Here is a 23,428-nt window from a genome sequence, read left to right as displayed (position 1 = left end):
GTGATCAATTCCTTGTGTAATGCTGCGGCGCGGACGCCTGGGGCGGGGTGCGACGGGGCTGCTGCCGGCGCTGGTCCTCCAGCTGCTGCCGGATGAGTTCCAGGGAGCGGGTGACCGCGCCGACCTCGTCGTGGTGTTGCGGGAACAGCACGGTCTTGCGGTCGCCGCCGGCCAGTGCCTCGGCGCGGCCGGCCAGCGAGCGCAGCGGCCGGGCCACCACGATGTGCAGCCAACCCAGGCAGGCGACGGCCGCGGCGGCGCCGAGCAGTCCGGCAAGCACGGTGCGGTTCTGGCTGTCGTACTCGGGGATGGCGAGCCGGTTGGCGGGCTGCCAGCTGACCACGCTCCAGCCGAGCGACTCGGCGGGGCCGCTGCCGGCGAACGGGGCGGCGGCGGCGATCCGCACGCCGTTCTCGCGGTAGAGCACGCCGTTCGCGCGGGCCTTCTTGCCGAGCCGCTGGGCGCTGGCCGCGACCAGGTCCTTGAGGTGGTCGTCGGGCAGTCCCTGGAAGGCGAGGAAGCCGGTGTTGCCGGCGATGACCTTGCTGCGGTCGTCGACGAGGCGGACCACGCCCAGACCCGGCCGGGTCAGCAGGGCGTTGAGGAACTCGACGCGGAACTCGCCGACCAGCTGCGCGCCGTCCCGGCCGGGGATCTCGGCGTTGGCGACGACGACGGGCTCCTTGCCGCCGCGGCCCAGCAGCCGGATCGGGGTGTCGGAGACCCGGTGGGAGCGGATCATCTTGGGGTCCTTGCCCTTGCGGGCCAGGATCTCGCCGGAGGAGTCGACGACGTAGAGGGAGCGGTAGCGCCGGTTCTCGTCGAGGGTGCGTTCCAGCACCTTCTCCATGGCCTCGGGTTCGGTGCGGTTGCCGATGAGGGAGCCCACCGACTCCAGGTCGGCGCTGCCCTCGTTGAGCGCGCGGCGCACCCGGTCGCTGAGCGTGTCGGTGCGTTCGCGCTGGTCGCTGACGAGCTGCTGCGGGACGACGGCCGTGCTGTCGGCGCGGTTGATCAGCAGCATCAGCGGGGCCGACCAGGCCAGCAGCAGCACCGCGCAGACGGTCAGCAGCGCCCGGGTGCCCACCCGGCGCAGTCCGCGCGGGCGCGGCGCCGGGCCGGTGGCGTCGGCGCTGTCGCCGAGCAGCTGGCGGCGCAGCTGTTCCAGGGCGTGGCCGACGCGGCGCGCCTCGCCGTAGCCGGGGACGGTGACGGGCCGGGTCAGGTCGCCGCGGGTGAGCCGGCGGGACTCCAGGAACAGCCGGAGCAGCGGGCGCTGCACGGTGCCCAGCAGCACCGCCACGGCGATGGCGCCGACGACGAGCAGCGCGCCGCCCGCCAGCAGGCCCAGCACCAGGGAGTGGGTGCGGGTGGGGTCCTCGCCGACCTTGACCATGGCCACCACGGACAGCCCCAGCCCGGAGGCAGTGGTCGTCTCCCCGGGTGCGGGCGCGGCCAGCGTGGCGTATCCGGCGACGGACCGTTCGCTCAGCACGTGCCCGCCGACCAGGCTGCCGCTGACGCCCTGGTAGCCGCCCATGCCGGGCTGCTTACTGCTGCGCGGATCCTGCTGGGCCTTGCGGGCAGCGAGCTTGGCGAAGGCCTTCAGCTGCTTGCGGGAGTCCTTGATGTCCTTGCGGTCGACGCTGGTGCGCACCTGCTCGGGCTCGGGGATGCCGTCGCTACTGAGGATCGAGCCGTCGCGGTCGACCACTGCGATGGACCGGAACTGGCCGAGGCTGATGCCGGGGAACGTCAGGTTGTTGGAGGCCACCAGCAGCAGCTGCGGTTTGCCCGGCCAGGACAGCAGCGCGAAGGACAGCAGGCGCGTCTCGCCGTTCTTCAGCCGGACCATGCGCGGCGCGAATCCGCCCTCGTCGCCGAGGGCGGAGGTGTTCACCGAGGTCAGCGGCACGGTCTCGCCGCGGGCCGCGACCAGCTTGCCGGTGCGGATCTCGACGACGGCGGTGCCCGTCCACTTCTGGTAGGTGCTGCCGAGCTTGTCGAGGACGGCATCGCCGGAGACCGGCTGGCCGGCGCTGAACAGCGCGGCGGACCGGGTGAGGTCGGAGACGGACTCGTCGATGGAGGCGCGCAGCGCGATGGCGCCGTCCTCCGAGAAGTGCTGCTGGGAGGTCAGCACCGCCTTCGGCACACCGGCGTTGTCGACGCGCCCCAGCACGAGTGCCGTGATGCCGGCGAGCGACAGCAGGAGCACCGACAGGACCGCGATCGGCGGGCGGATGCCTCCGACCAGCGACATGTCGGCTCGTCGACGGGCTCGGTGCTGCCGCGACGGGGGCGGTGACGCCAAGGGACGGTCCTCTCAGGGTGTGCGAGTGGTCGGTCCGCACGGGAAGCAGGGACGGTTTGTGCGGTTACGCGTGCGCTGCGGGCACACCTGTGTTTCACAGGTGCACCCGCAGCACTCAGACAGGTAAAAGCCGCGTGAAGTTGCGCACTTACCCATGTGATCTGCGCAACATCCGCGTTTATGTGGTCAGGACCGGGCAAACGTGCAGGTCAATCTGACAGCGCAGGTCTACCTCAGGGCAGCGGAGTCAGCGGCTTCAGACCGTCCTTGGCCGCGCCGCGGTTGTACAGGGTGCCCTCGGTGCGCTCGAACGCGAGCCGCAGCCGGGCCTTCTGACGGTCCGTGAGGTCATGGTCGTCCCGGAGCGCGGCCGGCACGTCCAACAGGCGGTAGTCCCGGGCGTCGTCGTCGGTGTACATGGCCTTGCCGCCGTCCGTGGCATTCACGGCGTCCGGCGGGATCTGCAGCATCGTCGGCTCGAAGCGGGGCTGGACCTCCCAGTGCCCCTTGCCGTGCTCGGTGAACGTGAACCATCCGATCACGCCCTCCTCGGTCAGCCCCGTCGGCTGCTCGTGCCGGGCGATCTGGTTGCCCATGCCGTAGGCGACCCAGAGGCCGTCGACCTTCTCCATCGGCTGCACGACGTGCGCGTGGTGGCCGATGACGAGATTGATGCCGGTGTGGTGGGCGAGCTGGCGGGCGAAGGAGAGCTGCGCCGCCGTGGGGGCCGGCTCATGCTCGTGCCCCCAGTGCAGGGACAGGATCACCACCTCGGCGCCGGCCTTGCGGGCCCGCTGCTCGGCGGCCTTGATCCGGCGGAGGCTCTGCTGGTTGGCGACCCACGGCTTGCCCTTCGGCATCGTGTGCGGCTCGTTGAACCCGTAGGCGAACGATATCTGCGCGACCTTGACGCCCTTGACGTCCATGATCAGCGGGGTGAGCGCCTCCTTCTGGGTGCGGAAGGAGCCCGTGTGCTTCACGCCGGCGGCGTCCAGCGCGTCCAGGGTGCGCTTCACGCCGGTGTACCCGTGGTCGAGCGTGTGATTGGAGGCGGTGGAGCAGGTGTCGTAGCCGAGGTCCTTGATCGTCTTCGCGGTCTGCGGCGGCACCGCGAAGTCCGGAAAGCCCTCGAACGGGCCCTTCGCGGAGCCCATCACTGGCTCCTCGTGGCAGATCGCCAGGTCGGCCTTGCTGATCAGCGGCTTGATGCTGGCCATCATCGGCCCGAAGTCCAGCCCGTCCACGCCCTTGCCGGTGCGCTTGGCGTCCTTGCGGGCCTGGTCGACCAGCTCCGGATGCATAAGGATGTCCCCGGCCGCCGCGACGGTGAAGGAACGTCCGCCGCCCTGTTCGCCCCCGCCGTCCGAGAGGACGCCGCAGCCGGTGACGGCTACGAGAAAGAGCGGGATCAGCAGGGTCAGCAGGGTGCGGCTACGGCATCTATTCACCGGGATATCTTGGTACAACCATGAGAGCCACTCGCTCACGCATCATAACGATCGCAACAATTCTGTTGGTCATCGCTGGTCTCGCCGGCGGGCTGACCGCTGTGCTCCGCGCCAACCGCGACGGGGCTGAGGCCGCTCCAGGCCCCCGTTCCGATCCGGGTGCCCGGCAGGTCGACCTGGCGCGCGAGGTGGCGGACTACACCAGCCGTTTCGGCCCGGACCAAGGCTACCGGCAGCCCGGCCGAGCGGACCGTACGGCCATCGCCGAGGCCGTCGCCCTGCTCCTCGACGGCCACCGTGACCAAGCGGAACGGTTGCTTTCCCAACGGGACTTCACGGTGCGCACCATCCGCGACCGGGTCTCCGAACACCGCTACGCCGAAGTGGCCGACCGCACCGACGACGCCGTGACGCCGCGCGGCTGGGGCCGGGTCTACATAGACCTGGACCACCGTCCGCGCTGGTCGGTCCAGGTCCCGCACCCGGTCGCCGACCACGGCACCGAGCAGCTGGGCGTACGGGTCCTGCGCGACTCCCCCGGCGGTGTTCTGGTGATCGCAGGAGCACATCGCAAAGCCGGACGCGGGAACTCCGCCGACATGGCGCACCGCCGGGACACCGTCTTCTACGCCATCTGCGCCGAGCTGGTCCGCCGCGGGATGCCCGGGGTCCAGCTGCACGGCATGGCCGCCTCCTCCGCCCCCGGCTACGACGTGGTCGCCTCCACCGGTGCCGGATCGGCGGGCCGCACGGACGGCCGCGGTCTGGCCGACGCCCTGCGCACACATGGCTTCCGTGTGTGCCGGGCCTGGGTGCGGAGCTGCCCGCTGGAGGGCCAGGAGAACACGGAGGGCCGGGCCGCCGACGCCGCACACGTGCCGTTCCTGCACGTCGAGTTCGCCCCCGAGGTGCGCGTCGACGGGCCGCCCGCCGAGCGCGCGGCCACCGCCGTCAGCGAGATCACCCGCCGCTGGGCGTCCGCCCCTGTGACAACCTGAGGGCATGGCGGACGACGCTGACGACCGAGACACCCTGGGCGGCACGGACCCGGCCACTTCCCTGCCGCTGCTAGTCGTGGACGGCGCGAACGTCGTCGGGTCCGTGCCCGACGGCTGGTGGCGCGACCGCCGCGCCGCCGCCGAACGCCTGCGGGACCGGCTGGTACCGTTCGCGCGGTCCGGAGCGGGCGGCCTGGCCGGGCCGTTGGAGCTGATCCTGGTGGTCGAGGGCGCGGCCCGGGGCGTGGCCTCCGTGCCCGGGGTACGCGTGGAAGAGGCACCCGGGAGCGGCGACGACCTCATCGTGGAACTCACGGCGGCGGCCGGCGACCGCCCCTGCCTGGTCGTGACGGCCGACCGCGAGCTGCGGCGCCGGGTGACGGAGCTGGGCGCCCAGGTCACCGGGCCGCGCGCCGTACGGGAGTGACCGGAGCGGCCCGCGCGGCGCTCACTCCCCCGCCACCCGGGCGTACAGCAGCGCCCCGTCGACCCTCCCTACCTCTTCGTAGCGCGCCGCCAACAGGCGGCGCAGGCTCGGGACGCGGTCGGGGGCGTACGGCTTGCCGCGGGAGTCGTCCACGACCAGGGCAGGGGTGTGCGCGCTCATCTCCTGCCGGAACACCGTCCAGGCGCCCGCGACGGCGTACTTTTCGCCGACCTGCGGGCCGTCGCGCCCGCCGCTGTAGTTCGTGAGCAGCCCGGCGGTCAGGTACCGGCTCGCGGGCGCGCGGTCGGCGAGCCAGTACGTCTCCGGGTGTATGCCCCACACCAGGACCCGGTCATCCGGCTCGGTGCGCTGCGCCACCGTCTCCGCCAGCCGCTGCGCGTGCGCGAGTTCGGGACGCGGCGCGAGCAGCCCCCAGGAGAGGAACAGCACACAGCAGCCGCCCGAAGTGAGCAGCGCGGTCACCAACCGTTCGCGCGGGAGGATCTGCAGCGCCGCCGTCGCCAACAGGGCCACCGGCGGGATGAGTTGCAGGTAGTAGTGGCCGAAGAAGTGGAAGCCCAGCATCACCGCCCACGCCGACGAGGCCAGCCACAGCCAGAGCTCCGCCGCCCCCGTACGGGCGACGCGCAGCACCCGTACGACCGGCGGAATCAGCCCCGCGCAGGCCACTGCCAGGATCCCCGTGTTGGTCAACCCGCGTGAGAGGACGTGGAGTTCCGAACCCGTGAAGGAGGCGTACGCACCCGAACCGGTGACCGTCCAGAAGAGGAACCCCTCGGGGTCGGTGAGCAGCGCCGCGCAGAGCACCGGGAGGACGGCCCCGACTCCCAGCCGTAGCAGGGCGTTTCGGGGCGGCGCCTCGGACTGCCAGAGCATCCACACCACCGGTACCAGCACCGCCCCGCCCGTCTGTTTGGCCAGGAACGCGCAGGCGACGGCGAGTCCGGCCGCACCCCAGCGGCGCCGGTCCGCGCACCACATCGCCGCGGCCGTGCACGGGAGCATGAAGACCTCGAACGTCGCGGCCTGCGCATCCTCGGGGTTGAGCCCGATGGAGGCCAGCAGATACAGCACGCCCGCCGTGCACCCGGCCGCCCCGCCCCAGCGGCGCCGGGCCAGGGACGCCAGAAGCACGGCGGTCGACAGCTGGGCCAGCACCGCGAGAACCCGCACCGAAGTGAGCGAGCCGGAGCCACACACCGCGAACGCCGCCTCGTACAGCCACGGCACGAGCGGCGGCTTGCGGTCGACGACCGTCTCGTACAGCTCTCCCCCGTGCGCCAGCATCCGCGCCTGTACGGCGAGATAGCCCTCGTCCGGGTTCCACAGCGGCCGTATGAAGGAGGGGGCGCGGGTGACGCAGGCGAGCACCGTCAGCACGGGCAGGACCCGTCTCCAATAGCCATGGTCCGATACCGGCGACTTGACTACGGGGCGTGGTGTTTCCAGGAGCTCGGCGAGCATACGGTGCACGCTATCCGGCCCCGCAGTCTCCACCGAAGCGGGACATACGGGGCCGGATCATCAACTGGGCCGATTACTCGGCTTCGTGACTCTGTCCCTTCAGTACGTCGTCCGCCGTCGTCTCCTGGCGCCGGCCGAGACGGCTGTGCGAGCGCCCGTACAGGAAGTAGACGGCGATGCCGATCACCATCCAGATGACGAACCGGAGCCAGGTCTCGGAGGGCAGGTTCAGCATCAGCCACAGGGTGGCGAGGACGGACACGATCGGGAGGAACGGCACCCACGGCGTACGGAATGCGCGGTGCAGGTCGGGGCGGGTGCGGCGGAGGATGATCACGCCCAGGGCGACGACGACGAAGGCGAAGAGCGTGCCGATGTTCACCAGTTCGGCGAGTTCGCTGAGGCTGGTGAAGCCTGCCAGGATCGCGATGATCACACCGAGCAGGATCGTCGGCCGGTGGGGGGTCCTGAAGCGGGGGTGGACGTGGGAGAAGAAGCGCGGCAGCAGTCCGTCACGGCTCATCGCGAAGAACACCCGGGTCTGGCCGAGAAGCAGGATCATGCAGACGGTGGTCAGGCCGACGGCGGCGCCGAAGCTGATCACGCCCGCGTACCAGGGGTGCCCGATGGCCTTGAAGGCATCGGCGAGCGGGGCGTCCACGGACAGCTGGGTGTAGTGCTGCATACCGGTCACCACGATGGCCACGGCGACGTACAGCACGGTGCAGACGAGCAGCGAGCCGAGGATGCCGCGCGGCATGTCCCGCTGCGGGTTCTTGGTCTCCTCGGCGGCGGTGGCCACGACGTCGAAGCCGATGAAGGCGAAGAAGACCACGGAAGCGGCGGTGAAGATGCCCATCACACCGAAGTTGGAGGGCGCCCAGCCGAACATCAGCTGGATGAGCGGCGCCTTGAGACTGCCGCCCGCCTCCACCGTCTGGACCTTCGGGATGAACGGCTTGTAGTTGGCGGAGTTGATGAAGAAGGCGCCCGCGATGATCACAATGAGGACGACAGTCACCTTGATGGCGACGACGACCTCGGTGACCCGCGCGGACAGCTTCATGCCGAGCACGAGGATGCCGGTGAGCACCAGCACCAGGGCCGAGGCGAGGATGTCGAAGCCGAAGCCCGAGGCGCCCTCCCGGCCGCTGAGCGCCACCGGCATGTGCCAGCCCGCGTTGTCCATCAGCGAGCGCACATACCCCGACCAGCCGACGGCGACCACCGCCGTGCCGAGCGCGAACTCCAGGACCAGGTCCCAGCCGATGATCCAGGCGGGCAGCTCGCCGAGCGAGGCGTACGAGAAGGTGTACGCCGATCCCGCCACCGGGACCGTGGACGCGAACTCCGCGTAGCAGAGCGCCGCCAGAGCGCAGACAACGGCCGCCACGACGAACGCGAGGGAGACCGCGGGCCCCGCGTTCTCCTTGGCGACCTTGCCGGTGAGGACGAAGATGCCGGTGCCGATGATGACACCGACGCCGAAGACGGTGAGATCCAGAGCGGACAGCGACTTCTTGAGTGCGTGCTCCGGCTCCTCAGTGTCCAAGATCGACTGTTCGACCTTCTTCGTCCTGAAGAGGGTGCTACTCACGGGCGTACCTCCCACGCTTGTCGTCCTCGACATGATCGGGAGGGCGGGCACTCCCTACGCCCCGACATGAGCGGGTTCACGCGAATGGGCCGGTTTCTCCACCCGTAGGGGGTGGTGAAACCGGCCCATTGGACCTGCGGGGTACGTCAGTCGCGCGCGGGCTCCACCGAGTCCACGGCCTGCGCGGGGGCCGTGAAGCGGCCGTCGAGCTTGGAGACAAGGCCGGTGACCTGGCGGGCGATGTCCGGTGCGGTCAGGCCGATCTCCGTCATGACCTCGGCGCGGGAGGCATGGTCGAGGAAGCGCGGCGGGATGCCGAAGTCGCGCAGCGGGACGTCGACGCCCGCGTCGCGCAGGGCCTGCGCGATCGTCGAACCGACGCCGCCGACGCGGGAGTTGTCCTCGACGGTGACGACCACGCGGTGCTGCTCGGCGAGCGGGGCCATGGCCTCGTCGACGGGCTTGACCCAGCGCGGGTCGACCACGGTCGTGGTGATGCCCTGCTTGTCGAGGAGGTCGGCGATCTGCAGGCACATGGGCGCGAGCGCACCGATGGAGACGAGCAGGACGTCGGGGGCGTCGGTGCCGGGCGCGCGCAGCACGTCCATGCCGCCGATCCGGCCCACGGCGGGCACGGCCGGGCCGACCGCGCCCTTGGAGAAGCGGACCACGGTCGGTGCGTCGGTCACCTCGACGGCCTCGCGCAACTGGGCGCGGACCTGGTCGGCGTCGCGCGGCGCGGCGAGCCTGAGGCCCGGGACGACCTGGAGGATCGACATGTCCCACATGCCGTTGTGCGAGGCGCCGTCGGTGCCGGTGACGCCCGCCCGGTCCAGCACGAAGGTGACGCCGCACTTGTGCAGGGCCACATCCATCAGGACCTGGTCGAAGGCGCGGTTGAGGAAGGTCGCGTAGACGGCGAACACGGGGTGCAGTCCGCCGGTGGCCAGGCCCGCCGCCGACACCGCGGCGTGCTGCTCGGCGATGCCGACGTCGTAGATGCGGTTCGGGAAGGCGTCCGCGAACTTCTTCAGGCCGACCGGCTGCAGCATCGCCGCGGTGATCGCCACGATGTCCTTGCGTTCCTTGCCGAGTTCGACCATCTCGTCGCCGAAGACGGAGGTCCAGTCGGCGCCCGAGGCCTTGATGGGCAGGCCCGTGTCGGGGTGGATGGGGCCGATGCCGTGGAAGCGGTCCGCCTCGTCCTGGAGGGCGGGCTGGTAGCCGCGGCCCTTCTCGGTGAGGCAGTGCACGATGACCGGGCCGCCGAAGCGCTTGGCGCGGGCGAGCGCCGACTCCAGGGCCTCGATGTCGTGGCCGTCGATCGGGCCGACGTACTTCAGGCCCAGGTCCTCGAACATGCCCTGCGGGGCGATGAAGTCCTTGAGGCCCTTCTTGGCGCCGTGCAGCGTCTCGTAGAGGGGCTTGCCGACGACCGGGGTGCGCTCCAGGAGGTCCTTGCCGCGAGCCAGGAAGCGCTCGTAGCCGTCCGTGGTGCGCAGGGTCGCCAGGTGGTTCGCGAGGCCGCCGATGGTCGGCGCGTACGACCGCTCGTTGTCGTTGACGACGATCACCAGGGGGCGGTCCTTGGCGTCGGCGATGTTGTTGAGCGCCTCCCAGGCCATGCCGCCGGTGAGGGCGCCGTCACCGATGACGGCGACGACGTGGTCGTTCCTGCCGAGCACCTCGTTCGCCTTCGCCAGGCCGTCGGCCCAGCCGAGGACCGTGGAGGCGTGCGAGTTCTCGATGACGTCGTGCTCGGACTCGGCCTGCGCGGGGTAGCCGGAGAGGCCGCCCTTCATCTTGAGCTTCGAGAAGTCCTGGCGGCCGGTGAGCAGCTTGTGGACGTAGGACTGGTGGCCCGTGTCCCACAGCACCCTGTCCTTGGGCGACTCGAAGACCCGGTGCAGGGCGATGGTGAGCTCCACGACACCGAGGTTGGGGCCGAGGTGGCCGCCGGTCTTGGAGACTGCGTCGACGAGAAAGGTCCTGATCTCGCCGGCCAGCTGGTCCAACTGCTCCAGGCTGAGCCGGTCCAGATCACGCGGTCCCCTGATGCGGGTCAGCAGCGGCACCCGTGCCTCCTTGCAGTAGAGCTGTTGCCGGGCTAGTCGAGTCTAATGTTCCGCCTTTACGCACGTGGCCCGCCCCTGGCGATCTACGCCACACGAACGGTCGTACGAGTGGGAACACCCGTTCCCCCCACCCCCGGACATGACTGTGCCCGGCACCGCCATTGGTACCGGGCACAGGTTCAAGAAGGGGCCGGCCTGAAGCGGGCCTGCTTTTAGGGGCGCGGGGCTGTGACATTTGCGGCTCCGCCGCGCGGGCGCGACCAGCCACGACGGACGGTCAGCCGCAAACCCACCGCACCCCCACGGCGCTCCGCGCTACCAGGCACCCTGCGTTATGCGCGCCCGGCAGCCTTCTGCGACTTGCGCGACACCGAGTCGATGACCACGGCACCCAGCAGCACCGCACCGGTGATCATGTACTGGATCGACGTGTTCATGTTCAGCAGGTCAAGACCGGTCTGGATGGACTGGATGACCAGCATGCCCAGCAGGGCCGACCAGACACTGCCCCGTCCACCGAAGAGGCTGGTACCACCGATGACCGCGGCCGCGATGGCCAGCATCAGCGTGTTGCCGCCACCGGCGTTCAGCGTCGCGCTCGCGGTCTGACCGGCGAAGAACATACCGCCGACCGCCGCGAAGCCACCGGAGATGGCGAACACGGTGATACGGACCATGGGCACGCTGATACCGGCACGGCGGGCGGCCTCGATGCCACCGCCGACCGCGAAGATCTTCCGGCCGTACGTGGTGCGACGCAGCACGAAGTCGACGATCACCAGGGCGGCGAGGAAGATCACCAGGGCGTTGGACACACCGGAGGCGTTGTTCAGCACGGCCGCGGCGGCGAAGGACGCCACGGCGAGCGCGCCGACCCGGATCAGGATCTCGCTGGTGGGCCGGAAGGGCACACCGGCGGCACGGCGGCGGCGCTGCTCACCGAACGAGCCCACGAGCATGGAGAGGACGGCGAGGCCGGCCAGCAGGTAGGCGCCGATGACGGCCTGGTCCATGAAGAAGGAGCTCTGGCCGAGCAGGTGCACCGGGCCGGACTCGGCCGGGATGTTGATGGTGCCGCTGTCGCCGAGGAGCCACAGCATCAGACCGTTCCAGCCGAGGAAGCCGGCCAGGGTCACCACGAACGCCGGCACGCCGATCCTGGCGAAGAACCAGCCCTGCAGCGCGCCGATGCCGACGCCGGTCACGATCGTCAGGATCAGGGCCAGCCACGGGTTCATGCCGTGGTTGACCGCCATGACGGCGAACACCGTGGACGCCAGGCCGCTGACGGAGCCGACGGAGAGGTCGATCTCGCCGAGCAGGAGCACGAACACCAGGCCGATGGCGAGCATGCCGGTGGCCGAGAGGAAGTAGCTGATGCTCGACAGGTTGTCGGCGCTGAGGAAGAGGTCGTTCTTCAGCTGGAAGATCGTCCAGATGACGATCAGCCCGACGAAGACCGGCAGCGAACCGAGCTCGCCGCCCTTGATCTTGCGCTTGAACTCGGTGATGTAGCCCTTGAAGCCCTCTTCGCGGACCAGCAGGCGCGGGTCGACGACGGACACCGGAGCGGCCGTGGGGTCGTCGGCGGGAGCCACCGTGTCCTGCTGCTTCAGCTCGGGGTCGGCCTTCGTGACCTTGGACGTGTCGCTCACTTTGCCGCCTCCGTGCTGCGACGCCCCGCACGACGGGTCACGGCGTTGTCCGTGGCTCCCGTGATGGCGGCGATGATCTCTTCGTGGCTGGTGTTCTTCACAGGGAAGGAGCCGTTGTTCTTGCCCAGCCGCAGGACGGCGACGGTGTCCGCGACCGCCTTGACGTCGGCCATGTTGTGGCTGATGAGGATGACGCCGAGGTTGCGCTCACGCAGCCGCTCGACCAGGTCGAGGACCTGCGCGGTCTGCTCGACGCCGAGGGCGGCGGTGGGCTCGTCGAGGATGACGACCTTGGGGTCGCCGATCAGGGCGCGCGCGATGGCGACGACCTGGCGCTGACCACCGGACAGACTCGCGATCGGGATGCGGACACTCGGGATGCGGATCGACAGAGTGCTCAGCAGCTCGCGGGCCTTCTGCTCCATCGTCACCTCGTCGATGACGCCGCGGCGCAGCAGCTCCCGGCCGAGGTAGAGGTTGCCGACCACATCGAGGTTGTCGCACAGAGCGAGGTCCTGGTAGACCGTCGCGACGCCGAGTCCCTGGGCGTCGTGCGGCTTGTTGATGCTGACCGGCTTGCCCTCCCACTCGATGACGCCCTCATCGATGGGGTGGACACCCGCGATCGTCTTGACCAGGGTGGACTTTCCTGCGCCGTTGTCGCCCACCAGGGCGACCACTTCTCCGGCTTGGACCTCCAGCTCGACGTCGGTGAGTGCCTGGACCGCACCGAATCGCTTGGAGACTCCGCGCAACGCCAGCACGGGCGTAGCGGACACGTGAACCATCTCCTTCGCCGCCTGACCGGCGGGGATGCCGCGCATGGGGGGACAGGCGCGGAGGGATGTGCGAGAAGCACAAGGTTTACAAGATGAACATGCGCGAATCCGCTGCACTTGGCAACGGTTCCGTCCGACGCCCACCCCGCAGCGGGGTATGTAGGTGGGGCAGGCGTCGGACAGGTTTTTCGCGGGACCGCCGAGCGGTCCTTACTCGACTGCCTGCTGGAGAAGTCGATCTCCGGCAGGACGGTGTCGAGTGATTACTGCAGGCCGGCGGCCTTGCAGGCCTTGGCGTACTCGGAGGTGCAGATGTCGGCGACGGTGTAGAGCTTGTCGGCGATGACCGTGTCCTTGATGTTGGCCTTGGTGACCGACACCGGGGTCAGCAGCTGCGAGGGCACCTTGTCGCCGGAGCCGCTGGTCAGCGTCTCGGTGGCCAGGTCCTTGTTGCTCTTGCCGTTGAGCAGGTTGACCGCGAGCTGGGCAGCGGCGTCCGCCTCCGGCTTGAAGGCCTTGTAGACGGTGCTGGACTGGGTGCCAGCGACGATGCGCTGGATGCCCGCGAGCTCCGCGTCCTGACCCGTCAGCGGGATACCGGCGATGCCGGCGCCCTTGAGGGTGTTGGCGATGCCACCGGCCATGCCGTCGTTGGCGGAGTAGACGCCCGCGATCTTCTTGGCACCGAGCTGGGTGATGGCCGCGGACATCTTCTGCGCGGCGACCGTGTCCTTCCAGAGGCCGGACTGCTCGTAGGCGATGTCGACCTTGCCGTCGAGGACGTTGTGGGCGCCCTTCTTGAACTGACCGGCGTTCGGGTCGGCGTCGTCACCGTTGATCATGACGACCTTGGACTTCGTGGTGGCCTTGGAGCCGAGCGAGTCGAGCAGCGCCTGACCCTGGAGCTCGCCGACCTTCACGTTGTCGAAGGAGACGTACGCGGAGACCGGGCCCTGGGCGAGACGGTCGTACGCGACGACCTTGATGCCCTTGTCGACGGCGGTCTGGATGGAGGACTTGATGGCCGCGGAGTCCTGAGCGCTGATCACGAGGACCTTGACGCCCTTGGTGATCATGCTGCTGACCTGCTGGGCCTGCTTGGCCGCGTCACCGGCGGCGTTCGCGTACTCGACCTTGCAGTCGGAGCACAGCTCCTTGACCTTGGCGTCGAACAGCGGGTGGTCGAACTTCTCGTAGCGCGTGGTGACGCTGTCGGGAAGCAGAAGACCGATGGTCTTGCTGTCCGAGCTGCTGCTGTCAGAGCTCTTGTCACCGGCCTTGCCACAGGCGGCCACGGAAAGGGCCATCGAAACCGCGGCGGTACCGATCACGACTCTACGCATCGTTGCGTTCATTGGGGGTGTGCCTCCCTGACAGGGCCGCAACGCTGCGGCCGAGGTGGCTCGAAGTCAACTCGGCCGCAGGTAAGACGTCAAGAAGTAAATACTTAACGAGATGGCAACGGCCTCATGCGTTCTCTAAGTGAACGCGGGGGCAGCTGCTGTCAGCGTGCCGTCCAAAAGGGACGCATCGCCCATCTCGCTGAGCGCGAGAGCGAGCGCTCCGAGCACCTCCGCACGACCCCCAAGTGCCCCTGGGAGAACGGTCAGTTGACGTGCCGCACTGGGGATGGCATAGCGGCCGACAGACTCCCTTATCGGCCCCAGAACCAGCTCTCCCGCCTCGGCGAGATCGCCGCCGAGAACCACCCGGCTCGGGTTCAGCAAGTTGCAGAGATTTGCGACACCACTGCCGATATGACGGCCGACATCGGCGATCACGCGACGGCAGCCCGGGTCACCGTCCCGCGCCAGCCGGACGACGCCTTCCATGGTCAAATCGCTGCCGTGGCTGGACTGGAGGAGCGGCAGGACGTAGCGCGCCGCCGCGAAAGTCTCCAGGCAGCCCCGGTTGCCGCAGCGGCAGACGGGGCCGGATTCATCAAGTGTGATGTGGCCGATTTCCCCCGCTGTGCCACCCGGGCCGCGGTAGATCTTGCCGTTGATCACCAGGCCCGAGCCGACACCGCTGGCGACCTTGATGTAGGCCAGGTCTCTGACTCCGCGCCCGCTGCCCCAGACCATCTCGCCGAGCGCGCCCAGGTTGGCGTCGTTGTCCACGTGTACGGGCACACCGAGCCGCCGCCCCAGTTCCTCGGCGGGTCTCGCCCCGGTCCAGCCCGGCAGGATCGCGCTGGAGCCGAGGGTCCCCGACTCGACGTCGATCGGGCCCGGCACGCCGAGACCCACCCCGGCGATCTTGGAACGGTCGACCCCGGTTGCCGCGATCAGGCGGCTGACCAGCTCTTCCGCCCGGTCGAAGCCCTGCGCCGCGGAGGCGTCCACATCCAGTGGCTCGGACTCCTCGGCCAGCACCTGGTGGGCGAGATTCCCGACCGCCACCCGCAGATGGGTGTGCCCGAAGTCGACCCCGATGACGATGCCGGCGTCCCCGCTCAGACTGACGCTGCGGGCCCTGCGACCGCCCGCCGAAGTGGGTGTGACCTCGACCGTTCCGACGTCCTTGAGCTCTCGGACGATATTGGACACGGTCGCGGCGGACAGGCCTGTCGTCCTCGCGATCTCCGCTTGCGTGAGCGAACCCGCAAGGCGCACCGCACGTACGACGCGCTCCAGATTGGCTCGGTGCAGCGACGACTGCGACCCCGGAGTCTCCATCGACTCATCCACTCCTGCCCTCAGCCGGACGGCCCCGATGCCGTCCGTGTGATCCGGGTCACGGCATCTGAGCCCGGCCCACTTACAAGTTGTGAACTCCAAGCTCCGCTGAACGGGTTACCGCAGTCAAGTCCTTGACGGAAATCGGGACCACCGAGTCATGTTCCATTTCTGTCACCATGCGGACACACGTACGCCACCCCCGGGGCGGAGGTGGCGTACGTGACAGCGGTGTCGGGGTGCTACTGGACGGTCGCCGAGTGCTACTTGAGGGTCGCCGAGGTGAGGCCCGCCTGGACCTGGCGCTGGAAGGAGAGGTACACGACGAGCATGGGGATCATCGCGATGGTCACGCCCGCGAAGAGGACGGGGAGGTCGGTGGCGTACCCCTGCTGTTGCTGGAGCTGGATGAGGCCCTGGGTGAGCACGTAGCGTTCCGGATCCGAACTGTTCTGGGGCTGCATCAGCACCGACGGCAGGATGTACTGGTTCCACTGACCCAGCACGTTGAAGATCCCGACGCTCAGCAGGCCGGGCTTGGCCATCGGCAGCATGACCTGGAAGAACGCCCGGCTGTGCGAGGCCCCGTCGAGCACGGCCGCCTCGAAGACCGCCGTGGGCAGTGTGCGGAAGAAGGCGTGCATGAAGAACACGGTGAACGGCATCGAGTAGGCGACGTACACCAGGATCAGACCCTGGTACGTGTTCAACATGTCGAGACGCTTGACCATGAAGAACAGCGGGACGAGGGCGAGGAAGACGGGGAACATGGCCCCGCCGACGAAGAAGTAGTAGACGAGCCGGTTGCCCGGGAACTCGTAGCGGGCCAGCACGTAGGCCGCCATCGAGCCGAGGAGCATGGTCAGCGGGACCGAGAACACCAGCACGATGAGGGTGTTGGCGAAGTAGTCGCCGATGCCCTTGTTCCACGCCCTGCTGAACACGTCCAGCTGCCAGTTCGAGGGCCAGCCGAGGGCCGAGCCGCCGATCTGCGCGTCAGTTTTGAAGGAGCTCAGGACCAGCCAGAGCAGCGGCAGGATGATCAGCACGGCCCACAGGACGAGGAAACCGTGCGAGAAGACGTTGAGGGTCAGGCCCTCGCTGCGCCGGTCGCCGGGACGCGGTGGAGCCTTCTTGACCGTCCGCTGGGGAGGTACGCCGTTGCCGTCGACCTTCGTCGGCTCGGTGATGGGTGCGCTCATAGTCGTCTGTCTTCCGCTCAGAACTCGATGCGCTCGCGGCGGGTGGCGCGCAGCGTGACCACGGACAGGACCAGGGTGAGGAGGAGCATGACGACGCCCATGGCGCAGGCGTAACCGCTCTTTCCGAAGTAGAGGAAGTTGCGCATCATGACGTTCGCCATGACATCGCTGTGGTGGTCGGGGCCGCCGCCGTAACCCGTTCCCTGGGTCATCGTGGAGACGAGGACGAACATGTCCATCGCGATGATGCCGAGATAGACCCAGGCGGTCTGCACCGTTTCCCACAGCAGCGGCAGGGTGACCCGGAAGAAGGTGTGGGTGCGGTTCGCGCCGTCGAGCAGCGCGGCCTCGTAGATGTCCTTCGGGATGGACTGCATGGCGGCGGAGAACAGCACCAGATAGAAGCCGACGCCGTGCCAGACGACCACCGCCATCAGGCACCAGAGCACCAGCTTGGGCTCGTTCATCCACTCGATGGGATTGTTCGCGTCGACGAGGCCCAGTTTGATCAGGACGCCGTTGAGCAGACCGCCGCCGTCGCTGCGGTAGAGCGCCCCGAAGAGCACCGCGACGATCGCCAGCGACAGGACCTGCGGAAAGAAGTAGACGATCTTGTAGAAGCCGGCGCCCGTGACGCCCGACACGCCGCCGGCGCCGCCCCGCCCGCCCGCGTTCACCATGAAGGCGAAGAACAGGGCGAGCAGGATGGTGATCACCGGGATGAACACCAGGAACAGGATGTTGTGCCAGATCGCTCCGAGGAATACGTCGTCCTGGAACAACGCCGTGTAATTGTCCAGGCCGACGAAACTGAACGTCTGCGACTGGCCCTTCCAGTCGGTGAAGGAGTAGCCGATGGTCTGTATGTATGGCCAGATCACGAAGATCAGATACAGCGCCAAAGGTGCGAGGAGAAACCCCGCGACGAACCGGTACTGCCCTTTTCGCATGGCATCCTGCCCCTGGTGTGCCGGGTGTGCGTGAACCCTGGTGTTCCGGGTTTCGAGATCAGTCGCGGTGGTTCTTCTTGGACGCCGGGTCCTTGGCCGCCTTGTCGACGGCCGCCTGGGCCCGCTTCAGCCATTCCTTCGGCTGAATTCGCTTGGCCATCAGCTCGTTGGACGCGTTCTCCAGAGACGTACCCATCTCGCTGTACCAGTTGGGGTACAGGTAGTTGAAGGTATTGTCGCCCGCCGCCTTCGAGGCCTCAACGGTCGACTGCGTACCGGGACGCAGCGTGACGCCGTCGCTGACGCCGTCCTTGAGGATGGTGAGCGAGTTGGCCTTCTGCGCGAAGAGCGTCGACCACTCCTTGGAGAGCATCGAGCGCACGAACTCCTTGGCCTGGGGCAGGTTCGCGGCCTTCGCCGGGATGATGAAGGGCTCGCCGGAGCCGGCCCGGATCGCCTCGAACGGCAGCTTGCTGTCGGGCAGGTTCGGCATCGGCATGAACTTCATGTCGAAGTCGGCCGGGGTCTGCTTGAGCTGCTCGTTCTCCAGCCAGGAACCGCAGGTGATGAAGGCGGCCTTGTACTGGTTCCAGCGGGTCTGGGACTCCGTGTGCGTCAGGCCGTTGGTGCCCGGCAGCAGGTAGCCCTTCTCGACGACCTCGTAGATCGCCTCGATGGCCGCCGCGGCCGCGTCGCTGCCGACGAACGCCTTGGGGTCGAGGTTGTCGATCGCCTTCATGGCGTCCAGACCGCCCTTCTTGGCGATCAGGTCCATGATGGCGACGTTGATGTAGTACGGGTACTTGCCCTGGTGGGCGAGGCCGCCGATGCCCTGCGACTTGGCGTCCTTGCAGATGGCGAGGAAGTCGTCCCAGGTCTTGGGAACCTCCCAGCCCTTCTCCTTGAAGAGCTTGCCGGAGTACCACAGACCCCACACCGTGTAGATGTAGTTGAGGGCCACGACCTTGCCGCCCTGGAGGCCCGGGTCGAGCGTGCCGGCGATCAGGGTGTCGCGGACCTTCTTGCTCGGGTCGTCGATGGACGGCGCGTCGAGGACCGAGGCCAGGTCGAGGAGCTGGCCGCTCTTGTAGAGCACGTCCAGCTTGATCTGCTGGGCGCCGGAGTCGTCGACCACGTCCGGCGGGGTGCCGCCGTTGAAGCGCGGCTGGAGCTTGCCGGTGATCTCCTGGGTGCCGGTGTGGGCGGTGGTGGTGCCCCACTTCTTGTCGAAGGCGGCCTCCCACGCCTTGGCGTAGTCGTCGCCGTAACCGCCCTTGAAGACGACGACTTCGAGCTTGCCGCCCTTCTTCAGGCCGAAGGGGTTGGTCTTGCTGGTCTTGCCGGTGCCCTTGTCGCCGGAGTTGCTGTCGTCGCCTCCGCCGCTCGCACACGCGGACAGGAAGCTCATCGTGGGAACGGAGATCAGACCGAGCGCCGCTGACCGCTTGATCAGATCGCGGCGGCCGACACCCTCGGTGTTGCTGTTCTCGGCGGAAGTGGATCCCATGCTCAAGTCCTCGCCTTCTCCAGGACTCAGGCGGTGAACCGGATCCTCCCCGGCACCGCGATTAGGTCAAGCTGGGGTTGTACGTGGGGGATTCAGTGGGCCGACGCGACGGTAGGTGTATGTGACACGGTCCGTCGCCTCCCGATTTCCCCCCTGGGTCCTGCCTGTCCACGGCCGTCGAACGACTGAGCAGACGCCGACAGGTATAGTCCACTTCCCGCCAGCGGAGCAAGATCGAATGCAGGTTTGCCGGTGGGTCTTTTCCGAGTTGAGACCTCCCGGAAATATGGGGCACCTGTGCACCACCCCAGCGAAGATCGACAGGGTGCCAACCTCCCGCATTGAACGCAATGCGTAGTTCGTCGCTTCGCATTCACCCCGGATGCCACACCCAACGCCCTTGACATCACTGACAACTTGACCCCCTACTGATCCTTGCGCAGCAAAGTTGACAACGTTGTCCAGGCGCAGGGAGGGTACTCGCGCATGCTGCACGGAACCCGGCACAGACGGAGTTCTTCAACCCGCCAGAGATGGTTTTCCCCAACGGCGCTGGGGGTGATAGCGCTTTCTCTCCTGGCGGCCTCGCAGGGCGCGGCGATCGCCCTTCCCGCCCAAGCGGCGGCCGCCGACCGCGAGTTCGCCTCCTCTTTCGAATCCGGCGATCCCGCACCGGACTGGCTGAATACCGTCGATACATCAGCCGATGGAACAAAGCGGGCCTCCGGCGTCGACGGCGGCTACAGCACCGGCATCCCCGGCAATGTCACCGACCACGTCACGGACGTCCGGGCCAGCGGCGAGAACACCGGCGCGGGCGAGGTGAAGGAGAACCTCGCCGACGGCGAGCCGAGCACCAAGTGGCTGACCTTCGAGCCCACCGGATGGGCGGAGTTCGACCTGGACGCCCCGGTCAAGGCGGTCACGTACGCGCTTACCTCGGCCAACGACCACGACGAGCGCGACCCGAAGGACTGGACCCTCCAGGGCTCCACGGACGGCAAGGACTGGAAGACCCTCGACACCCGCTCCGGCGAGTCCTTCGGCGAGCGGTTCCAGACGAAGTCGTACGACATCGCGAGCCCCGTCGAGTACCAGCACTTCCGGCTCGACGTCACCAAGAACAACGGCGGCGACATCCTCCAGCTCGCCGATGTCCAGTTCTCGACGGGCCCGAGCGACGACCCGACGCCCAAGGACATGCTCTCGCTGGTGGACCGCGGCCCGAGCGGCTCGCCCACCGCGAAGGCGGGCGCCGGCTTCACGGGCAAGCGGGCCCTGCGCTACGCCGGTACGCACAAGGCGGACGGCAGGGCGTACTCGTACAACAAGGTCTTCGACGTGAACGTGGCCGTGGGGCGCGACACCGAACTGTCGTACCGGATCTTCCCCTCCATGGCGGACGGCAACCGGGACTACGACGCCACGAACGTGTCCGTGGACCTGGTCTTCACGGACGGCACCTCGCTGAGCGGCCTGAACCCGACCGACCAGCACGGCTTCGCGCTGACGCCGCAGGGGCAGGGCGCGGCCAAGGCGCTGTACGTCAACCAGTGGAACAACGTGGTCTCGCGGATCGGTTCGGTCGCGGCCGGCCGGACGGTCGACCGGATCGTGCTGGCGTACGACTCGCCGAAGGGGCCCGCGAAGTTCCGCGGCTGGCTGGACGACGTGTCGCTGAAGACGGTCGCTCCGGAGAAGCCCAAGGCGCATCTGTCGGACTACGCGCTGACAACCCGCGGCACCAACTCCAGCGGTGGCTTCTCGCGCGGCAACGACTTCCCGGCGACGGCCGTCCCGCACGGCTTCAACTTCTGGACGCCGGTGACCAACGCGGGCTCGCTGAGCTGGCTCTACGACTACGCCCGCGCGAACAACGCGGACAACCTCCCGACCATCCAGGCGTTCAGCGCCAGCCATGAGCCCAGCCCCTGGATGGGCGACCGGCAGACGTTCCAGGTGATGCCGTCGGCCGCCTCCGGCACCCCGGACACCGGCCGCACCGCCCGCGCGCTCGCCTTCCGGCACGAGAACGAGACCGCGCGCCCCTACTACTACGGGGTGACCTTCGAGAACGGGCTCAAGGCCGAGATGGCGCCGACGGATCACGCGGCGGCGCTGCGCTTCACCTATCCGGGTGAGGACGCGAGCGTGCTCTTTGACAACGTTACCGAGCAGGCCGGTCTGACCCTCGACAAGGAGAACGGGATCGTCACCGGGTACTCGGACGTGAAGTCCGGGCTGTCCACGGGGGCGACGCGGCTGTTCGTGTACGGGGTCTTCGACGCGCCCGTCACCGACGGCGACTCCAGTGGGGTGAAGGGGTATCTGCGGTTCAAGGCTGCCGCGGACCACACCGTCACCCTGCGCCTCGCCACCTCCCTCATCAGCGTCGACCAGGCCAAGGACAACCTCCGCCAGGAGATCCCCGACGGCACGTCCTTCGGGGCGGTCAAGGCGCGGGCGCAGCAGCAGTGGGACAAGCTGCTCGGCAAGGTCGAGGTCGAGGGCGCGACACCGGACCAGCTGACGACGCTGTACTCCAGCATGTACCGGCTGTATCTGTACCCCAACTCCGGCTTCGAAAGGGTGGGTTCGAAGGACCAGTACGCGTCGCCGTTCTCACCGATGCCGGGTCCGGACACCCCCACCCACACCGGCGCGAAGATCGTCGACGGCAAGGTGTACATCAACAACGGCTTCTGGGACACCTATCGGACGACCTGGCCGGCGTACTCCCTGCTGACGCCCGGTCAGGCCGGTGAGATGGTCGACGGGTTCGTGCAGCAGTACAAGGACGGCGGCTGGACCTCGCGCTGGTCCTCCCCCGGGTACGCGGACCTGATGACCGGTACGTCGTCGGACGTGGCGTTCGCGGACGCGTATGTGAAGGGTGTCGGCTTCGACGCGGAGTCGGCGTACGACGCGGCCCTGAAGAACGCGACGGTCGTCCCGCCGACGTCGGGCGTGGGCCGCAAGGGCATGTCGACCTCGCCGTTCCTCGGCTACACGAGCACCGACACCCACGAGGGCCTGTCGTGGGCGCTGGAGGGCTACCTCAACGACTACGGCATCGCGAAGATGGGCCAGGCCCTCTACAAGAAGACCGGCGAGAAGCACTACGAGGAAGAGGCGAAGTACCTCCTCAACCGCGCCCAGGACTATGTGAACCTCTTCGACTCGAAGGCCGGCTTCTTCCAGGGCCGCGACGAGAAGGGCGGCTGGCGGGTCGAGTCGTCGGCGTACGACCCGCGTGTCTGGGGCTACGACTACACGGAGACGAACGGCTGGGGCTACGCGTTCACGGCGCCGCAGGACAGCCGGGGTCTGGCCAACCTGTACGGCGGCCGGAGCGGGCTGGCGCAGAAGCTGGACGCGTACTTCGCCACACCCGAGACGGCCTCGCCCGACTTCGTGGGCTCGTACGGCGGGGTCATCCATGAGATGACCGAGGCCCGTGACGTACGGATGGGCATGTACGGGCACTCCAACCAGGTGGCCCACCACGTCACTTACATGTACGACGCGGCGGGACAGCCGTGGAAGACCCAGAAGAACGTCCGCGAGGTCCTCTCCCGCCTCTACACCGGCAGCGAGATCGGCCAGGGCTATCACGGCGACGAGGACAACGGCGAGCAGTCGGCCTGGTACCTCTTCTCCTCGCTCGGCTTCTATCCGCTGGTGATGGGCAGCGGCGACTACGCCATCGGCTCACCGCTGTTCACCAAGGCGACGGTCCATCTGGAGAACGGCAAGGACCTGGTGGTCAAGGCCCCGAAGAACAGCGCGAAGAACGTGTACGTGCAGGGCGTGAAGGTCAACGGCAAGAAATGGGCCTCGACTTCACTGCCCCACTCGCTCATCTCCCATGGCGGAGTACTGGAGTTCGACATGGGTGCCAAGCCGTCCTCGTGGGGCTCCGGCACGAACGCGGCGCCCGTGTCGATCACCCAGGACGACCAGGTGCCCGCGCCGCGCACGGACGCTCTCAAGGGCGAGGGCGCGCTCTTCGACAACACGTCGGCGACGGACACGGCGGTCACCTCGGTGGACCTGCCGGTCTCCGCTTCCACCAAGGGAGTTCAGTACACCCTGACGTCGTCGGACCACACCAGGGCCCCCACGGGATGGACCCTCCAGGGTTCGTCGGACGGCACCAGGTGGACCGACGTCGACCAGCGCTCCGGCGAGTCCTTCACCTGGGACAGGCAGACCCGCGCCTTCACGGTCGCGGACCCGGGCTCGTACGCGCACTACCGCCTGGTCCTCGACGGTGAGGCGACGCTGGCAGAGGTGGAACTGCTGGCCTGACG

15 protein-coding genes are annotated in these 23,428 nt (G+C 68.4%); 3 read left to right on the top strand and 12 right to left on the bottom strand.

What is annotated here, in order from left to right:
- Positions 1 to 4: 4 nt before the first annotated feature.
- Both AB5J50_RS37780 and AB5J50_RS37775 read right to left on the bottom strand, forming a co-directional pair.
- Entirely contained in the window at positions 5 to 2,263 is a 2,259-nt protein-coding gene (locus AB5J50_RS37780) for a HAMP domain-containing protein (RefSeq protein WP_369263124.1), read from the bottom strand.
- Between the two features lie 284 nt (positions 2,264 to 2,547).
- Complete coding sequence (locus AB5J50_RS37775; RefSeq protein WP_369263123.1) at positions 2,548 to 3,762, bottom strand: CapA family protein; 1,215 nt, start codon at positions 3,760 to 3,762, stop codon at positions 2,548 to 2,550.
- Between the two features lie 65 nt (positions 3,763 to 3,827).
- On the opposite strand from AB5J50_RS37775, the gene AB5J50_RS37770 reads away from it, so the two are divergent.
- A complete protein-coding gene (locus AB5J50_RS37770) occupies positions 3,828 to 4,760 on the top strand; it encodes a hypothetical protein (RefSeq protein ID WP_369263122.1) in 933 nt (310 codons plus the stop codon).
- 4 nt (positions 4,761 to 4,764) lie between these two features.
- Positions 4,765 to 5,187 carry an NTP pyrophosphohydrolase gene (locus tag AB5J50_RS37765; protein WP_369263121.1) on the top strand — a complete coding sequence of 141 codons (423 nt, stop codon included), beginning with the start codon at positions 4,765 to 4,767 and terminating at the stop codon, positions 5,185 to 5,187.
- A gap of 21 nt (positions 5,188 to 5,208) precedes the next feature.
- Here AB5J50_RS37765 and AB5J50_RS37760 read toward each other — a convergent pair whose 3' ends face one another.
- The 10 genes from AB5J50_RS37760 to ngcE all read right to left on the bottom strand — a co-directional run bounded on the left by AB5J50_RS37760 (position 5,209) and on the right by ngcE (position 19,115).
- On the bottom strand, positions 5,209 to 6,672 hold the full coding sequence (locus AB5J50_RS37760) for an ArnT family glycosyltransferase (protein ID WP_369263119.1): 1,464 nt from the start codon (positions 6,670 to 6,672) through the stop codon (positions 5,209 to 5,211).
- Between the two features lie 73 nt (positions 6,673 to 6,745).
- Positions 6,746 to 8,269 carry an amino acid permease gene (locus AB5J50_RS37755; RefSeq protein ID WP_369263117.1) on the bottom strand — a complete coding sequence of 508 codons (1,524 nt, stop codon included), beginning with the start codon at positions 8,267 to 8,269 and terminating at the stop codon, positions 6,746 to 6,748.
- Between the two features lie 146 nt (positions 8,270 to 8,415).
- Positions 8,416 to 10,344, bottom strand: coding sequence for a 1-deoxy-D-xylulose-5-phosphate synthase (gene dxs, locus AB5J50_RS37750; RefSeq protein ID WP_327432485.1), 1,929 nt, complete (start codon positions 10,342 to 10,344; stop codon positions 8,416 to 8,418).
- A gap of 332 nt (positions 10,345 to 10,676) precedes the next feature.
- On the bottom strand, positions 10,677 to 11,999 hold the full coding sequence (locus AB5J50_RS37745) for a sugar ABC transporter permease (RefSeq protein ID WP_369263115.1): 1,323 nt from the start codon (positions 11,997 to 11,999) through the stop codon (positions 10,677 to 10,679).
- Complete coding sequence (locus AB5J50_RS37740; RefSeq protein WP_327435245.1) at positions 11,996 to 12,787, bottom strand: ATP-binding cassette domain-containing protein; 792 nt, start codon at positions 12,785 to 12,787, stop codon at positions 11,996 to 11,998. Before AB5J50_RS37740 ends, AB5J50_RS37745 begins: the two co-directional genes overlap by 4 nt.
- Positions 12,788 to 13,041: 254 nt before the next feature.
- Positions 13,042 to 14,121 (bottom strand): sugar ABC transporter substrate-binding protein, encoded by a 1,080-nt coding sequence (locus tag AB5J50_RS37735; protein ID WP_369263113.1) that lies wholly within the window; start codon positions 14,119 to 14,121, stop codon positions 13,042 to 13,044.
- 135 nt (positions 14,122 to 14,256) lie between these two features.
- A complete protein-coding gene (locus AB5J50_RS37730; protein WP_369263112.1) occupies positions 14,257 to 15,456 on the bottom strand; it encodes an ROK family protein in 1,200 nt (399 codons plus the stop codon).
- A gap of 263 nt (positions 15,457 to 15,719) precedes the next feature.
- Entirely contained in the window at positions 15,720 to 16,658 is a 939-nt protein-coding gene (locus AB5J50_RS37725) for a carbohydrate ABC transporter permease (protein WP_369263110.1), read from the bottom strand.
- Between the two features lie 17 nt (positions 16,659 to 16,675).
- A complete protein-coding gene (locus AB5J50_RS37720; protein WP_369263108.1) occupies positions 16,676 to 17,608 on the bottom strand; it encodes a carbohydrate ABC transporter permease in 933 nt (310 codons plus the stop codon).
- A gap of 58 nt (positions 17,609 to 17,666) precedes the next feature.
- Positions 17,667 to 19,115, bottom strand: coding sequence for an N-acetylglucosamine/diacetylchitobiose ABC transporter substrate-binding protein (gene ngcE, locus AB5J50_RS37715; RefSeq protein ID WP_369263107.1), 1,449 nt, complete (start codon positions 19,113 to 19,115; stop codon positions 17,667 to 17,669).
- 486 nt (positions 19,116 to 19,601) lie between these two features.
- Here ngcE and AB5J50_RS37710 point away from each other — a divergent pair, with 486 nt between their 5' ends.
- Positions 19,602 to 23,426 carry a GH92 family glycosyl hydrolase gene (locus AB5J50_RS37710; protein WP_369263106.1) on the top strand — a complete coding sequence of 1,275 codons (3,825 nt, stop codon included), beginning with the start codon at positions 19,602 to 19,604 and terminating at the stop codon, positions 23,424 to 23,426.
- The last annotated feature ends 2 nt before the right edge of the window (positions 23,427 to 23,428 follow it).

The organism is Streptomyces sp. R35 (genome assembly GCF_041053035.1).
Taxonomy (GTDB): domain Bacteria; phylum Actinomycetota; class Actinomycetes; order Streptomycetales; family Streptomycetaceae; genus Streptomyces; species Streptomyces lutosisoli.
Note: the sequence above shows the minus strand (reverse complement) of the source record. Positions and strands in the feature narration are given on the sequence as shown.

What these genes read in the sequence shown, in the direction of transcription:
- AB5J50_RS37780 (WP_369263124.1), bottom strand. Translation starts at nt 2,263, where the DNA reads ATGTCGCTGGTCGGAGGCATCCGCCCGCCGATCGCGGTCCTGTCGGTG.
- AB5J50_RS37765 (WP_369263121.1), top strand. Translation starts at nt 4,765, where the DNA reads ATGGCGGACGACGCTGACGACCGAGACACCCTGGGCGGCACGGACCCG.
- AB5J50_RS37760 (WP_369263119.1), bottom strand. Translation starts at nt 6,672, where the DNA reads ATGCTCGCCGAGCTCCTGGAAACACCACGCCCCGTAGTCAAGTCGCCG.
- AB5J50_RS37740 (WP_327435245.1), bottom strand. Translation starts at nt 12,787, where the DNA reads ATGGTTCACGTGTCCGCTACGCCCGTGCTGGCGTTGCGCGGAGTCTCC.
- AB5J50_RS37735 (WP_369263113.1), bottom strand. Translation starts at nt 14,121, where the DNA reads ATGCGTAGAGTCGTGATCGGTACCGCCGCGGTTTCGATGGCCCTTTCC.
- AB5J50_RS37730 (WP_369263112.1), bottom strand. Translation starts at nt 15,456, where the DNA reads ATGGAGACTCCGGGGTCGCAGTCGTCGCTGCACCGAGCCAATCTGGAG.
- AB5J50_RS37725 (WP_369263110.1), bottom strand. Translation starts at nt 16,658, where the DNA reads ATGAGCGCACCCATCACCGAGCCGACGAAGGTCGACGGCAACGGCGTA.
- AB5J50_RS37720 (WP_369263108.1), bottom strand. Translation starts at nt 17,608, where the DNA reads ATGCGAAAAGGGCAGTACCGGTTCGTCGCGGGGTTTCTCCTCGCACCT.
- ngcE (WP_369263107.1), bottom strand. Translation starts at nt 19,115, where the DNA reads ATGGGATCCACTTCCGCCGAGAACAGCAACACCGAGGGTGTCGGCCGC.
- AB5J50_RS37710 (WP_369263106.1), top strand. Translation starts at nt 19,602, where the DNA reads ATGCTGCACGGAACCCGGCACAGACGGAGTTCTTCAACCCGCCAGAGA.